Here is a 16,004-nt window from a genome sequence, read left to right on the forward strand (position 1 = left end):
CGACGTTAACGACCCCCACCCGGTCTCGGGTTGCGCGGGTCGCATACACCTCTCGCCCGACTTCAGGAGCGCACGCTGTGGCCAAAGATTCCGACGATTTCCAACTCGATTTGTTCGCCGAGACAGAGGACAGTGACACCCATGATCGACCCGATAACGCAGGAAGTAATGAAGCTGTATCTCGAGCACCAGGGGCTGCCGCCGGAGTTGAGCCCGTCCGATCAACAGGCGTTCCTCGAGAGCGAGAGCGAGCGGATCGCGGAGCGGATCGACAACATGAAGATCTACATGGAACAGCAAGTGCTGCAACGCTACATCCGGGAGAACGGGCAGCCGGCCCCGTACATGGAGCAGGTCGGGTTGATCAACCAGGCCTGGGCGCAGGCGACGGACTTCGTGATCAACGAGGAGATCTACAACCAGCTCCCGGAGGACATGGAGGCCTACCCGCCGGATCAGGGGAGCCCGGAAGCCGAAGCCGAGCGGGATCGGGCACGGATCCAGGTGCACCGGAGCGACCCGGAGCGGTGGCGCAACCCACTGAACTGCGCGGACCCGGACAAGGAAGCGAACCAGCTGACGGACCTGTTGTGGGCGGAGCAACCGATGAGGTTCCGGTACTACGCAGCGCATCTGATCGCGGCACGGATCGAGGACAACGAGCCCTACCCGACGTCGACCGAGCACCCACTGTTTCCCACGTTCACGAGCCAGCTCGACGAGCGGGTGGCCGAGCACACGGCAAGCGGAAAGTAACCCGCCGTAGCGAATCCGACGCCCAGCTGGACCTGTTCGCGTTCGACGCCGACGGTGCAGCGCCGATCGACCCGACTGCCGTCGATGTCGGCGGCACACCGCTGCCCACACCAGTCGATCCCGACGTTCTGATCGCCGAGGCCGACGCTTCCCCACCGGTGCCGAAGTTACAGCCCACACCAGCAGTTTCCGCGAACACCGCCGTCGACGCCGCGGCGCTCCCCCCGTCGCCGGTCGAGCTGGTGCGCGACGCCTACGGTCGGCTGGCGCGCGAGGACGAAGCCTATGTGCGGCTGGCGCGGATCCGCGCCGAACTCGACGGGACACTGACCGCCGAGCAGGTCACCGACACACTGATGGAGCTGCGCCGCGCAGGCGATGTGTCGTTGATTCCCGAAGAGAACCAGAAAACTCTCGGGCCCGACGATCACGCCGCCGCGATCAGCTACGGCAACCAGAGTCGGCACCTGATCGCCGTCGACGGTCGCCGCGTCGACCAACTCCTGGCCGCGCAAGGCACTCCCCCGCCCGGCGTCGAAACCGCCTCCCCCACAGTCGAACCGAACCCCGACCCCACGGCGACTACCGCAGTCCCTGACACCACCGAAGGGATGGTGGTCGACACTCAGACAGTCGCCGAGCGATTGTGGAATGTCGAGCCCGTCGACTTCCGGCCCGGCACCGAGATTCTGGTGCCGTCCGGAGCGAAAGCCCGTGTATCAGCGAACATCGACGCCCTGCGCACTCTCGCCGTCGTCACCGCGCAGGATCGCTACGCCACCGCCGACGAGCAAGCGGTCCTGGCTCGCTGGTCGAGTTGGGGCGCGACCCCGCAGGTCTTCGACCCGCGACGCGACGATTGGACCGCCGAACGCGAGCAACTACGCACGCTGCTCGACGACACCGGCTGGGCTCAGGCACAGCGCACCATTCTCAACGCCCACTACACCGACCCCGCTATTGCCGCCGCGATGTGGAAGGCGACGATCCGGGCCGGGTTCACCGGCGGCCGTGTCCTCGAACCGGGTTGCGGGTCAGGCACATTCATCGCCCACGCTCCCAGCTCGGCGCAGATGGTCGGGGTGGAACTCGATGCCACCACTGCCGCGATCGCTGCCGCGTTGAATCCGTCGGCGCAGATCCGCGGCGAAGGATTCGAGAAGACCACCGCGCCGGCGTCCTCGTTCACCGCGGCGATCGGCAACGTCCCGTTCGGGGACTATCGGCTCTACGACCCGGTTCACAACCAAGCCAAGCACTCGATCCACAACCATTTCATCGTCAAATCGTTGGCGATGACTGCACCCGGCGGATACGTCACCGTCCTGACCTCCCGCTACACCCTCGACGCCCAGAACCAGCGAGCCCGCCGCGACATCGCCGCCCTCGGCGACCTCGTCGGCGCAGTGAGGTTGCCGTCCACCACGTTCCGGCGGGTTGCCGGGACGGAGGTCGTCACCGACATTCTCGTGTTGCGTCGCCGCGCCGACGGGGCGAAACCCGCACCGCTCACCGAGCGGTTCTTGCAGCTCGAGAACGCGACCGCCCTCGACGATGCCGGCGAGGACAAGGGCGTACCGATCAACGCCGTCTACACCGATCACCCGGAATGGGTGCTCGGTGAGCTGCGGGTCGGGCACGGCATGTACGGCAACCAGACTCTGTCCGTCGCCGCGACCGACAGCGACGTCGACCTCGCTTACCTGGTCGAGGATCGGCTCACCGCGATCGTCGATGTCGCGAAGACCGACGGGCTCGGGCTCACCGCGTCCTGGCGCGACACCCTCGGGCCGACTCGGGAAGACTTCGAGCGCGGGCTCCTCGCGATCGGGAACGGCCCGGCCCAGGACGAGCTCGCGGTGGGAGCGCTGCGGCACGACGCGCAGATGGAGACCATCGAACGCTGGAACTCGCGGGATTGGGAGCCGGTGAACACTCGTGGAGCCAAACAGGTCGCCGAATGGGGCGAGCTGCTTGCGCTGCGCGACACCACCCACGCCCTGATCGACGCGCAACGAGGCCCCACCGACCCCAGTCAACGGCAAGCGCTGCGGGAGATCCTGGGTGAGCAGTACGACGCCTACGTTGCCCGCTACGGCCCGATCAACCGGTTCAAGATGTCTATACCCAAGGACCTCACCGAATCGCAGCACGATGCCGCTCTCGCGAAACTGATCGAGACGTGGCGTAAGGACGAAGGGGTTGCCGGCGACCCCTTTGCCGGAGAGGTTCCCGAAGACGTCTACGCCCGGCTGTCCGACGATGCCTGGATCAACCCACGACAGCCCACCAAGCTGCAGAGCCACCTCGGCCGAGCTATCCGCACCGACCCGACGTTCGCCGCAGTGCTCTCCCTCGAGCATTTCGACGAGGAGACCATGACGGCCCGCAAGGCGGCGATCTTCCACACCGACGTCCTGCACTCGCGTGAGCTGCGCAACCACGCCGATACCGTCGACGAGGCAATGGCCATCAGCCTCGACGAGCACGCGCGTCTGGACGTCGGGCGTATCGCCGAGCTGCTCGGGACCACGGTCGAGCAGGCCGAAAGTCAGATGGAGGGACGCGCCTTCCGTACGTTGACCGATCCGACCCGCTGGGTATCGGCCTCGAACTATTTGTCGGGCAATGTCCGCACCAAGCTCGCCGACGCCGAAGAGATCGCCGCGCTCGATCCCCGCTACCAAGCGAACGTCGACGCCCTGACCGCCGTCATTCCTCCGCGTAAGACCGACCCCGACGTCGCCCTCGGTGCTACGTGGGTGCCGACCCCGACCTACGTCCAGTTCGTGCGCGAGACCTTCGAGGTGCCGGGCGATGTTCCGGTGACCATCGAACGGGCATCGGGACGATGGTCGGTCACGGTCGGGCACTATGCGGACTCGGGGACGCAGAATCTCAAATGGGCACTGGTCCCCAAACGTGGGGCGTGGTCGACGAAGTACAACTTCGAGCACCGCCCGGCCGAAGACCGCGGTATCGGCAACGCCGGAATGCGCGCCGGGGACTACGACTGGAAGGAACTGCTCACCGACCTGCTCAACAGCGACCCGATCGAAATCACCACCTCCAAGGAGTTCCGCGACAGCGCGGGCGCACCGACGGTGCACGATGCCGCGACCCGCGCCGCGCAATCCAAGGCGCGACGCCTGGCACAGGAGTTCGGGCAGTGGGCGCTGCACGCCGACGAGATCCGCCGCGAGCAGCTCCTCGACATCTACAACGACACGTTCAACTCCCTTGTTGCGCCAGTGCATTCGGGCGCGTACATGTCCTTTCCCGGTCTTGGGGAGAAGTACTCGCCGTACCCGTACCAACGCGACGCCGCCGCCCGGATCGTCTCCGAGCCGACGGTGATGCTCGATCACGTCGTCGGGGCCGGCAAGACCGGCACCATCTTGATGGGGGCGATGGAGCTCAAACGCCTCGGGTTGGCGAACAAGCCGTGGGTGGTGGTGCCCAACCACATCATCGACCAGGTCGTCCGCGAAGCGGGCCAGTGGTATCCCGGCGCACGGATCCTGTCCGGATCGGCGGCCACCGACGCCGAAGGGCGCCGATTGCTCGTCGCCCAGTCCGCTTCACAGGACTGGGACATGGTGATCGTTCCGCGGTCGGCGTTCTCCTCGATCGGCGTCGATCCCGGCACGAAAGCCGAATACATCCGTACCCAGGTCGAGGCCATCGACGCCGAGCTCGACAACGTCGAGAGCATCCAGACCGGCAAACGTCTCGAGGCGATGAAAGCCAAGCTCGAGGAGAAGCTCGAAACCGCGCTGGAACAGGCCGGGAAGGATCTCGGGCTCACGTTCGAGGCATCGGGCTGTGACTACCTATTCATCGACGAAGCCCACGAGTTCAAGAACCTCGCCCGCGCCTCCGGGGTCACCGAGCTCGCCAACGAAGGCTCGCACCGCGCCACCGACCTCGATCTGAAACTGAACTATCTGCGGTCGATGCGCCGAGAGGAAGCGATCACCAAAGGCATCCCGCCGGAGGAGTACGTCGAACGCGTGGCCACGTTCGCCACCGGCACCCCGGTCGCGAACTCCCTCGCCGAGCTGTGGGTGATGCAGCACTACCTGCGTCCGGATCTGCTCGAGGACGCCGGGGTCGCCCAGATCAACGACTGGGGAGCAACATTCACCGACACAGTCGAGCGGGTCGAGCTGAATTCGTCCGGATCGAGACTGCGGGCGATCACCCGGGTCGGTGAATTCACCAACGTCGGCGATCTGATCGGCATGACCAGCGTCTACACCGACGCCGTCACCCGTGATCAGGTGCCGGCGAACCTGCCCGTCAAGGACGGTGGCCGCAACACCGACGTCACGTTCACCCCGGCGCTGGAAGTGCAGGACTTCATCGCCGACCTCGGGTATCGCGCTGATCATGCCGACGCCAAACGCCCGGATATCGACAATGCGCTCAAGGTCGCCAACGACGGCCGCAACGCCACCCTCGACCCCAGGGTCGCGCACCTCGATCCGGCACCGCCGGAGCATTCCCGGGCGCACATCGTCGCTGAGCGAATCCTGGACGTGCACAACGACTCCAGCGAGAACACCTACCTCGATGCCTCCGGTGAACCCCACCCGACGCCGGGTGCGTTGCAGATCGTGTTCTGCGACCGATCCACCCCGAAAACCGACAGGTCGTGGTCGATCTACGACGGGATCCGCGACGAGTTGCTCGCCGGCGGAATGGAGCCCGCGCAGATCGCCTACGTCCACGACTACCCGAAGCCGTCGGAGAAGGCCCGCCTGTTCGAGATGTGCCGCACCGGAAAGGTATCGGTGGTGTTCGGGTCCACCGAAAAGATGGGCACGGGCACCAACATCCAAGACCGGGCGATCGCACTGCATCACGTCGACGTGCCGTGGCGACCGGCCGACCTCGAACAGCGTGAGGGCCGAATCATCCGGCAGGGCAACCAGAACGCGCATGTGAAGGTGTTCAACTACGTCGCCGAGAAGACCTTCGACACCGTGATGTGGCAGACCGTGCACCGCAAGGCGCATTTCATCGAGCAGCTCAAGAAAGCGGACCGCTCGATGCGGCGCGTGGTCGACCTCGACAGCGACTCGCTCGCCGAGAACTCGGCCATGACCAAAGCCCTCGCCACCGGCGACGATCGGTACATTCAGCAGATCGAACTCGACTCCCAGCTCCAGGAGCTCCAGTCCGAAGCAGATTCGCATTTCGCCGAGCAACGTTCGATCGAGCGTGACCGCGACCGGCTGCGCCGCGAAGTACCCCGCGCGCGTCAGCGGGTTGCCCAATTGACCGAGGCAGCACCGATCCTCAAAGGCAGGCGCGAGGTCGACCAGTGGCCCGGCATGACCATCCGCGGGGTGTTCTACGACAACCGCAGCGATGCCGCGAATGCGATGGCCATAGCCTTGCAGGGCACTTATCACTCGCTCAAAGGCGAAGGATTGACCAAGACGGTGGTGATCGCGGAGATGAGTGGATTCCCGATCGAGGCGTCGCGTCCCGCCCAAGACAGTGCGCTGTATTTGTCGTTCTCCGGACTCGGGTCGTCGACGAAAGTGATCGAAGCCCGCGACCTGCACCCGAAGATCGGGGACAGTGACCGCAGCCAGCACGCCTTCGGGCTGCTCACGCGCGTGGAGAACATGGCGTACACCGTCGACACCGACCTGGCCAAGGCCGAACGCTCCCTTGATCGAGACGAGCAACGCCTCGACGACCTCGACCTGATCGAGCTCTCGGACTTCCCGAAAGCAGTGCAGCTCAAAGACCTCTCGAACGAAGTCGCTCGTCTGCGACGCGAGATCAAGGAAGCCGAGACCAGCCCCGAAGCCCTCGCCCGAGATGCTGCACGGGCCGAACGCGCCGCAGCGAAAGGCCGCGAGCCGAAGTGGTCGCTCATGCTCAACCCCACCCCCGCACTCGTCGAAGACCTCGGAATGGGTAGCGCCGACGATGTACGAGCGATGATGCACGACAAAGCCATTGCGGCTCAGCTTGCCGCCGCACAGAGCACGGCCGGGGACGGCCAGCTGGAATCGGGCGATAAATCGACCCGGCCCGGCAACTTCCTCCGCGCGGTGGACGACAATCCCGGAGTTGCCAAACGATGGAATGGTGCCGACAACGAAGCTCCCGAAGCCGGGACCGAACGTGGGACTGAAAAGGGCCACGACTACGGCGCTGGCGACTGAGCCACGGGTGGCGAGGATCTGGCCAACTAAGTGCTGCTGCTGCGGCAGTTGAAGCGTTGACGGTGCGGGTCAGCTCGCCGGATCCGGCCGAGCGTCGTATCGAGACCAGAACTCGCGATTGGCTTCTCGCGTGTGACCGACAACCTGGAAGTAGGAACCGCCGGGTCCCATAGTCGGCATGGTCCCCTTCCTCAGCATCCAGGAAACGAATCCGCGAAGATGGATGCGATCGGGATTGGAACGGCGCATACACAGCAGCTGAATGAAGTAGACGACGCTGAAGACGAGCACCAGGACATAGACGATGAAGACATCTGCCACGACGCAGCGAAGAATTCGGCCTCCGAAGCTGAAGGCAGTTCGGCGGTCCGTAACGAGTAGGTTGCCGAGTCGAGCGATCCGTTGGCGGGCTCTGCTGAACCGACCCAGGTGCCAGCCCACCGTCGGTGAGTGCAGTATCAGCGAGATACTCAACTGAGAAGATCGCCAGATTCTCGCGATCAACTTGCCCTCGGTGTTCTCGCGGATGATCTCGAAGTGGTCGTTCCATTCCACGGCTCGCGTCGGCCGCTGTTCGACCGGTAGAGCCCGCAGGGCGATCCGGAGTGCGAGGTTAGGGACGTTGCCAACTCTGGTGACGATCTCGTCGATGAGAATCTTCCGGATCGCGCCGCCAACGACGGTAGCGAGGAACATTCCGAAAGCGACGGCTACGACGATGATCCAGTTACCCATGACTACTCCCGTCGGCCTATCGCAAGAGTGGCAAGGTGAGACGCGGTAGGTGCACGCGCAGAGGGTTACCGGTCCGCTGCCGCTCCGAGGCTTCGGCAAGTGCTCGCCTAACCGTCGGAGCGACCTCGGGCGGCACGGTGTACGTCACGCGTGGAGGTCCACCCGATACACGCGAGTCGTGCTCTGTTCGACGAAGCCATCCGGCGGATTCCAGTCTGGCCAGGATCGTGTAGATCTTTCCGCTGCTGAAGTCGGTTTGCTCCATGAGGCTGTACCCGTATTGAGGTTCAGCGAGATCGTCGAGGAAGACGCTCAGCACCGTCTGCACGTTGGGTGTTATTCGTACTCGGTCCTGGGGCATATGAGTATCTTACAGAGTTTTTTACATAGTGGAATGGGTCGCGACCAACAATCTGATGTTCAACGCAACCGGTGCGGCCCCGGCGGCGAGTTGGAGCGCTGGGGAGCGGATCATAGATTCGTGGGCAGAGAAGCCAAGACACCTCGTTCAGACGTTGATCGACGACAAGCTGGGAGAGATACCCTCAGCCGCTTCGTGCTGCGTGCTCGGCGCGTGCAAGCACATTCTCTAGTTGCGGACTGGGACAACCTGCTTCAACAGGCGCACGGTGGCTTCGACGGCCATCTGGACATGGCAGGGAAAATGACGATGACGCGACGTCTGCCAAAAGATGAAGAAGTTTTCGAGTCTCTCGCGTCACGAGTGCGTCCGCTGACTGTCAAAAGCGAACCCGTCTATTACGTGAAGGTTTTCGATGCATTGAGCGAGCTACTCGGGGAGGTCGACGGCGGTTTGCGGTCCCGAATCGAAGCGCTCAGAGCTGCATGGGACGACGCAGAGATCCAGGGCACTCAGATTCAGGCCTACGCGTTGCAGTCTGCGCGACTCGATGGAAGCTCGGCGACCCCACGGGTCTCGGACACTCAACTTGCTGCTGCATGGCTGTATGCGGATCTAGTCCACGCTGACGCTCAAGGCGCGAAAAAAGAGGCCCTGGCCTTCTCGATGAGCGAGCGGTACGCCGCAGCTGTGCGCGTGTTCTCACACATGGCCGCTTTGACTGTCACAACCCTGGACTTGATCGCCTCACTGCGCGCCGACGGATTGCTGACGGTGGATCCGGAAGCGTGGGACGACAAGGTTGTGGTCGGTGTCACCGAACTGACCGAGGAAGGACGCATATTCGTAGCGTCCGAGGTGGAGGACCTACCCGATCTTCGTGAGTCGATCAGCTTATCGGACAATTGGAGCGCGTTCACCGTCACTGACCTGCTCCGGCAGGCACCTGCAAACCGGGTTCGTGTGGTGCTGAGAGATGAGTCCGGTGAAGCGTTGATGCCGTTCGACGCAGCTGTGGTTCGACGAAACCGAGAATCCGACTCTCTCGAATGGGACGTGCTGGTCGCCGGAAGCACGGTGTTCAAGTTTGCGTTCGAGCAGCGGGATGGCCAGTTGACGGCGGCGCGCTACATCGGCTGGGACACAATCGAGACCAGCAACGAACTCAAACTGGCTTCTACTCGGTTCATGCTCAAAGTCCACGATGCGTCCGCGCTCACATTCGAGATCGGTGAACATCGTTTGATGCAGCTCGATGCACCCTCGTTTTCCGACGATATGACGAAGGAGCTGTTGGTAATCGAGGAGACCGTGGCGGACATTGTCGCTGTTGAACACATGATCGAGCAGGTCTTCGATCCGTGCATCGGAAAGTTTTTCGATACAGATCGTGTCTTCCTACGCCGGGTCCGGTTGATGATGGAAGGGCACCTTGTGCACAGCGCACTGGGGTCAGTAAGCGTCACTGCACCTCTTGGGAAGCCCCCACAGGTCCTTATCGCGGCTCCCGACACGCGGAACGTCGGCGGTGCCGAGGTTCCGTTACCCCAATACGTCATGCGCCATCCGCACATGTCGATCGAAGAAGTTTCGTCCGACACGGCGAACAACACCTCGTCGTACAAGATCGAGCCACCTTCGGGCGATCGTTTCTCGATGTGGATTCCTGCCGTATGCCGAGTGCAAGGCGACCAGGACCTGGAGAACGTCGCGCGGTTGAATCTCAACGGTATCGACGAAGAGAAGATCGACTATTGAGCGATGCTCACTGCGTCTGTTTAGGTGGCAGGACGTCTTACTGAGCAGACCGACCCGGTGGGCATGGCCCAATACAGCAACGTCGTCCTATCCGCACCGCCGGAGCGGTGCGGTCTGCATCGCAAGATGCAGCAAACCTCGAACGCGGCAAGGCTAGCGCTGCTCACGTGGAAAACGTCAGCCCTGGGCGCGCCGTCAAGCTATCTTGACGAGCCGTAGTGATTACTTGCGTTCCGCCCAATGGACTTCCCGTGGCTTCCCTTCCTCGTCGACGGTATTAACCCATTGCAGGTCGCATCGCGCACGAGCCACCCTGTCTGTGCGTTCGATGGGCAAATCCACGATGACCGACATGTACGGCCCGTCGCAGAGCTCGGCGAACTTACCTGCGTCACCGCCCGCGGTGACAACCAGCGAATCCGACCCTGTGACGATGAGACCGACTCTGCGCACGTACACCCCGTACGGGCTCTCGGGATCGAACTCAGCTCCCTCGCCTCTCACACCTCCGTCGGCTGATATGACCTTCCGATTCGGCTTGAGCATGTGCCGATCGATAGACAGCGTCGCCAATTGGAGACTCTGCCCCTCCCACTCATCCGACTCGACACACACCGACCACGATCGCCGTGGTAGCAGCGGCGGACGGTGCGTCGGCGGTATCGCAGTGACATCCAGTGTCGCGGTGAACGTGAACGTTGTGCCGACAATTTTTAGCTTCGGTGAGAAGAGTTCGATTTCTGGAACTGACGTCGTTTCGACGAGCAAACTCAGCAACTGTTCTCGTTTGGCCGAGTTCGTTCCGTTCGCTCCGCGCCAGGGGACCTCTTTGTGCACGCTGGCCGTGCCGGGTTTCACCTTCACCACATAGGGCGAACGATCAGTGGTGAACAGCAGTGCCATCACCGAGCCGTGCTCCGTCGACACCCACAGACTCTGGATTTCTGGTGCGACGCTGTCGAATTCTGCGGACACCGACGACCACCAGTTCGACAGCTCTGTTTGTTCGACAGGTCTGATAGTGCCGGTTTTTTCGTCCAATCCGATAAGCCACAAAACATCGCGACCACGAGCTGCATTGGAAAGACCGGCGATGTGACGTGCCGACTTTGGTATGTCGGCCGGCCACTCGGACTTGCACTCGGTCTCATCGTCCTCGATGGCTCCGCCCTCTACGACCACCCTGTTGATCAGTCCCAAAACTCTGGCTTCGAGGCGGCGCTTCTCCATACTCGGAGCATGACATAAAGCGTTATGGCTACAAGCCGTGTTCGAGGTCGTTGCTTCGAGTTCTTTCAATACCAGTGTCGGGTGGCCCGATCCTATCGGCGTGGCCAGATCGGGCACTGGGCGTGACCCTGTTCGAGGGGGACACCAGGGCCCGCGGGCGCTGCTCGAGGTCCGCCGGCGGTGAACCAATACCGCTGTTGCTGTCCGTGATTCCGGCGATGGTTGGCGCATCGAGAGAGTCGGGAGCGATTGCCGCCGTACGAACACGACGTTCCGCGTCGGCTTGTCGACTGGCAATCGTCACTGCGCGAAGGCGTCGTCCTTGCTCGGTGATGGCCTTATCGAAGACCACAGCGGCGGTGAGGTCGGCTGTGCGGCGGTCAGGGTCGGCTGCGCGCTCGATAATGGCGGGCCATTCGCTGGTCTCGGCCCGGACACGGCCGGCGGCATCGCGGGCGGCGCGTTGGGTGTCTTGGACCTGGCGGGCGAGGCGTTCTTCCCGTAGTCGTGCGTCCTCGGCAGCGGGTTCGAGGGTCTTGTGGTCGCGTCGTTTCGCGGTCGACAGTTGCTCGGTGAGGGCAGCGTGTTCGCTGCGTGCGGCCTCGTACTGCGCTGCGATCCGGCGTAGTTCGGTGGCGAGTTCGCGGGCTGCTGCGATCGCTGCGGCCTGCTCGTCGAGTCGGGCGTACAGCTTCTCGGTGTCGGCGACGACGGTCGGTTCGGTGCGGTCGCGTCCGGCGCGGTCGACGAACGCGGCCAGCTCGGCGTCCGGAACGAGCCTGATCGGGTCCTTCTCCATCTTCGCCAGCAGAGCGGCATCGGCCGGCGAGAGCACCGGCTGCGGCTCGGGTGCAGCCTCGGTGGCGTCCTCTACTGCCAGCTCTGTCGGGGCCGTCCGCTCGAGCTGTTCGACTGCGTCGGCTGCTGGTGCGTCGACAGCCTCAACGGAGGGCTGCGCGTGCGGCGTCAAGGTCGGAGTGTCGGTCATCGATGCACGCAGGGCTGCTTGTTCGGAACGCCACAGCATCGCTTCGGTGCGGTCGACGTCGGTCTTGATCTCGGCGAGCGCGGCGAGGTCGATGCTCTCGGCCGCCAGGCGTGCGGTGGTGACGTCGACGGCGGTGACTTCTCCTCCGTCGGCGGCGGTGGCCCGCTCGTACTCCGCGGCGGCTTCGTGTGCGCGGGTGCGGGCGGCGGTCGCGGTGTCGTCGACGAAACCGGCACGCCAGATCTCCCAGTCGAGACCGCGCTGTGCGAGGGCGCGGGCATCATCGTCGTCCCCGGCGGCCGCGACGTCGGCGACAACGGCGGGCCGGATGACGGTGTCGATGTGATGCCAGAGCGCTTCGGCCTCGAACTCGCGGTCGGTCCACTCCTGGCGGGTGTCGAGCATGGCGATGCGGGCGGGGCGTTGCCGGTCGGCTCGCTCCTGCAGCTCGGCGAGCATCGTGCGGGCATGGAACTGCGCGGGGCTGGCGCCGTCGGAAATTCGACCTCGCAGCTCCCGATACCTGGTTTTCGCGTCGTCGAGATCTGCGGTGAGCAGTCGTACTCGTTCGTCGGTGGTGACCGTCGGGTACGGCAGCTCGATCGTCTCGATCTGCGAGCGCAACGCGTCCCACACATCGGCGTCGGCGGTGCCGGCCTCGATCGTGTCGGCGGCCTCGATGTCGAGTGGTGCGCCGGCCTCGTGTTCGAGTCCGGCGTACTCGCCGTCGTAGCCGCTGTCGTACTCCGGCGGTGGTGCCTGGTCGTACTCCGGTGGTGGTGCTTGGTCGTAGTCGACAGGGGCATCGAGTGCGTCGAGGGAGGCGAGGTAGTCGGCATCGGCGTCGATCGGGATCGCGGGGGTCGAGCCGTCCACGACGGTGTCGGTCGCAGCAGCTTGGGTGGGTAGTGCTGCCGGGATGACGAACTCGTCGGGCAGCTCACCGCCGATGGTGTCGGAGACCGCCTCGTCCACGACGGGGACGGCTTCTTCGTCCTCGATCGAGAGTGGTTCGGCGGTGGGTGGGGTGTAGGTGCGGGCGAGGTGGTTCTCGCGCACCAGCATCTCGGCCCGCCACGTCAGCGCGGTGGCGAGTTCGTGGGCGGGCAGGGTGACACCGTGATCGACCGGGTCGATGCCGCCGTGCAGGAACTCGTACGCGGTGCCGAGCAACTGTCCCGGGGTCCACAGGGTCGGGTCGGCGTCGTCGACGGTCGCCACGAGAGAGGGCCACGCCGGGTCGGACATGACGCGGACGGCGGCGGTGTAGCCGAGCAGTTCGGTCAGTACCGGCGTCCACGATGGTTCGAGGACCGCGCCGTCGGTGTTGGCGTCGAGCGCGGCGACGGAGAGTTCACCGGACAGTCGCCACCACAGTGCGGCAGCGGGCAGCTCGTCAGGTAGCGGCGACGTGGCGAGGGAGTCGCGGACGAGGGTGTGGACGTCGATTCCGGCGCGTGCGGCGGCGGAGAGTCGGTCGGCGAGGATCGGGAAGTACGGGTCGCGGGCGATGTGGGTGTCGAGTTCGTCGACGAACGGACGCCATCGGGCGACGGCATCGTTTCCGGTGTCGATCATCTCGGCGGCGCGGCGGTCGAGGCTGCGTTGCGCTTTCACCGAAGCGGCGGCGAGCTGCTCGGGTCCGGTCGGACGGCGATCGGCCGGGTCGACGTCGTGTGCGGCGCGGAACACCGCGAGATCGGTCAGCAGTTCGAGGTCGGGTTCGTCGGTGAGCAGCGGGCGCGCCCACACCGGTGCAGTCGTCGGTGTCCACGTGGCGACGTCGGCGGCGATGCGTGCGCAGTGAGCCGTCACCAGTTCCTCGCGGGCGTCGAGGTAGGCACCCCACTCGGGAAGATCATGTACCGCTGTCGGGATAGCGGGTAGCCACGGCAGCGGCCCAGAGGCTGAGGAATGCTTGCCGCTGGGGTCCATACGCCAGTCGAGAACTGCGGCCCTGTCGAGGGCGGTATCGAGTTCGCGCGAGCGGACAGCACTGCGCAGGGCCTCGACGGGATCGCGTCCATGTGCACCGAGGATCGCCAAGTGCCCGCGCAGAGTCGGCCACGCGGGCTCGTCGGTCAGACCCGGTGCTTCTTGTTCGGCGGCGACGTCGATCGCGGCCATCACCTCCGGCCCGAGGTGCACTTCGGAGCCGGTGGCCACCGAGTAGTCGTAGGCCCGCGCAGCCGGCGAGAGGTTCAGGTGCGGATCGTCGGCTTCGGCGAGAGTCGAGTGCGCCGACACCTGTGCGCCGTCGCGCCGCAGAATCTCGCGGAAGTCGTCGACAGCGGTCGGGGGAAGCATCCCGCGTTCGGTTATCGCGGTATGCAGGTCGCCGTCCGACGCGGTCGCCAGATACAGGTGGTTCGCCTGTTTGCCGCGGGTGAGTCCGACGTAGGCGAGCTGTCGGGTTTCGTCGCCGGTGGCCACGACGTGGCAAGTGTCGGCGGTCGAGCCCTGTGCGGAGTGCACGGTTCCGGCGTAGCCGAGTTCGGTGGCGGACTGGACGTAGTCGGCGTCGAGGGTGACGGTGCGGCCGAGTTCGATATGCCGGACCTGTAGCGAGCCGTCCCGTCCGACTTTCTCGACGATCCAGCGGTCACCGTTGCGGACCCAGTCGGTCTGCGAGAGCGGGTTGCGGCGGTCGTTCGAGCGGGTGCGGACGGTGTCCCCGGCGCTGGCCATGAGCCCGTCGGCGAGGACGGCTTCTCGGCCGACACGCTTGCCGGTGGCGGCGAGGCGGTCGGTGCGGGCGCGGGTGTTGAGTTCGGCGACGAGCTCGCGGGTCGGGGCGAGCATGAGCGCGTCCATGCCGGCCGCATGATCGGCCGCCCACGCGGTGTAGGCGTCGTCGGTGACCGTCGCAATCGACCCGACGTGGACTCGTCCGTGGTCGATGTAGAACCCGATCGCGGCCTCGTCGCCGTCACGCAACGCCAGCGACGCGGCACCTTCGGCCGGGTCGCGGAACCGGACGACCTGCGAGAGAGACAACGCACCGATGCGGTCGTGGATATCGCGGAGCACGCCACCGGAGGCGACGGAGGCGAGCTGTTGATCGTCACCGATCAACCGCACCGTTGCACCGCGCTCGACGAGTGCAGTGATTGCTTCGTCGAGATCGAGGGTGCCGGTCATGCCCGCTTCGTCGACGATGACGAGAGTGTCCTCGCCGATGTCGGTGTACCACTGCGGAACTTTCACCGACCGGCCCTCGCGCAAGCGTTGGGTGATGTCGACGAACTTCGCCAACGTGTCGGTAGTCGTCAAGATATCTTGACGCAGGACTGCGGCGGCGGCAGCGGTCGGCGCGAACCCGACGACGCGGCCGGCGGCGTTCTGCCACGCGGTCGTCAGTGCTTTCATCGACGCGGTCTTGCCGGTACCTGCGGGGGCGAGTGCGAGTTGCACTTTCGCGCCCGAGGTCGCCATCGCGCGCACCAGCGACCGCTGCCCGACGTTGAGGTCGAGACCGTTCGCTGCGGATTCGAGCAACGCAATCTCGACATGCTTGTCGTCGATCGCAATACCGTCGGTGCGTCCGGCGAGGGCGACGATGCGCGCTTCGGCATCGAGTACTGCTGCGGTGGTGAGCAACTGCGATTCGTGGCGGGTGTGCACATCGGCACCGTCGCGTCGGCGCATCACATCCGGGGCGATATCGGCAGCGGGGTCGGTGTCGGCGGCACCGGAGGTCGATCGACAACTCCTCCCCACACGCGAGGTCGGTGACCGCCTCGACAAGTGCGTCGATGCGCTCGGCCGGCGGGTCGAAAGTGCGTACTTGCCGCACGACTTCGGCGCGAATGTTGTGCCGCAGGAACCGTGATCGCTTCCGCGAGACGATGTCGAGTGAGCGTTCGGCGGTCTCGCGCACCCAGGCCTGATCGAAGTCCGTCGCCGCTTCGGCGGCGGTGTGCGCGGTGATCGAGGAGACCAGTTCCGACAACGCCTTCTGTGAGCCGAGGATCTCGATCGCTTCGGC

At 64.8% G+C, this 16,004-nt stretch carries 7 protein-coding genes; 3 read left to right on the plus strand and 4 right to left on the minus strand.

What is annotated here, in order from left to right:
• Positions 1-141: 141 nt before the first annotated feature.
• Both AB0362_RS19900 and AB0362_RS19905 read left to right on the plus strand, forming a co-directional pair.
• Complete coding sequence (locus tag AB0362_RS19900) at positions 142-756, plus strand: hypothetical protein (RefSeq protein WP_222090475.1); 615 nt, start codon at positions 142-144, stop codon at positions 754-756.
• 158 nt (positions 757-914) lie between these two features.
• Positions 915-6,944: a helicase-related protein gene (locus AB0362_RS19905; protein WP_366236066.1), complete on the plus strand. Its 6,030-nt coding sequence runs from the start codon at positions 915-917 to the stop codon at positions 6,942-6,944.
• Between the two features lie 69 nt (positions 6,945-7,013).
• Here the strand turns inward: AB0362_RS19905 and AB0362_RS19910 are convergent, their stop codons facing one another.
• Both AB0362_RS19910 and AB0362_RS19915 read right to left on the minus strand, forming a co-directional pair.
• Complete coding sequence (locus AB0362_RS19910; protein ID WP_222090474.1) at positions 7,014-7,679, minus strand: hypothetical protein; 666 nt, start codon at positions 7,677-7,679, stop codon at positions 7,014-7,016.
• A gap of 16 nt (positions 7,680-7,695) precedes the next feature.
• Positions 7,696-8,040 carry a helix-turn-helix transcriptional regulator gene (locus tag AB0362_RS19915; protein ID WP_366236067.1) on the minus strand — a complete coding sequence of 115 codons (345 nt, stop codon included), beginning with the start codon at positions 8,038-8,040 and terminating at the stop codon, positions 7,696-7,698.
• Between the two features lie 120 nt (positions 8,041-8,160).
• Here AB0362_RS19915 and AB0362_RS19920 point away from each other — a divergent pair, with 120 nt between their 5' ends.
• Complete coding sequence (locus AB0362_RS19920; protein WP_222083392.1) at positions 8,161-9,798, plus strand: hypothetical protein; 1,638 nt, start codon at positions 8,161-8,163, stop codon at positions 9,796-9,798.
• A gap of 222 nt (positions 9,799-10,020) precedes the next feature.
• Here the strand turns inward: AB0362_RS19920 and AB0362_RS19925 are convergent, their stop codons facing one another.
• A complete protein-coding gene (locus AB0362_RS19925; RefSeq protein ID WP_222090472.1) occupies positions 10,021-11,028 on the minus strand; it encodes a hypothetical protein in 1,008 nt (335 codons plus the stop codon).
• A gap of 28 nt (positions 11,029-11,056) precedes the next feature.
• Positions 11,057-15,736: an AAA family ATPase gene (locus AB0362_RS19930; RefSeq protein ID WP_366236068.1), complete on the minus strand. Its 4,680-nt coding sequence runs from the start codon at positions 15,734-15,736 to the stop codon at positions 11,057-11,059.
• Positions 15,737-16,004: the final 268 nt, after the last annotated feature.

It is taken from the genome of Rhodococcus sp. NPDC079359 (assembly GCF_040702585.1).
GTDB lineage: Bacteria > Actinomycetota > Actinomycetes > Mycobacteriales > Mycobacteriaceae > Rhodococcoides.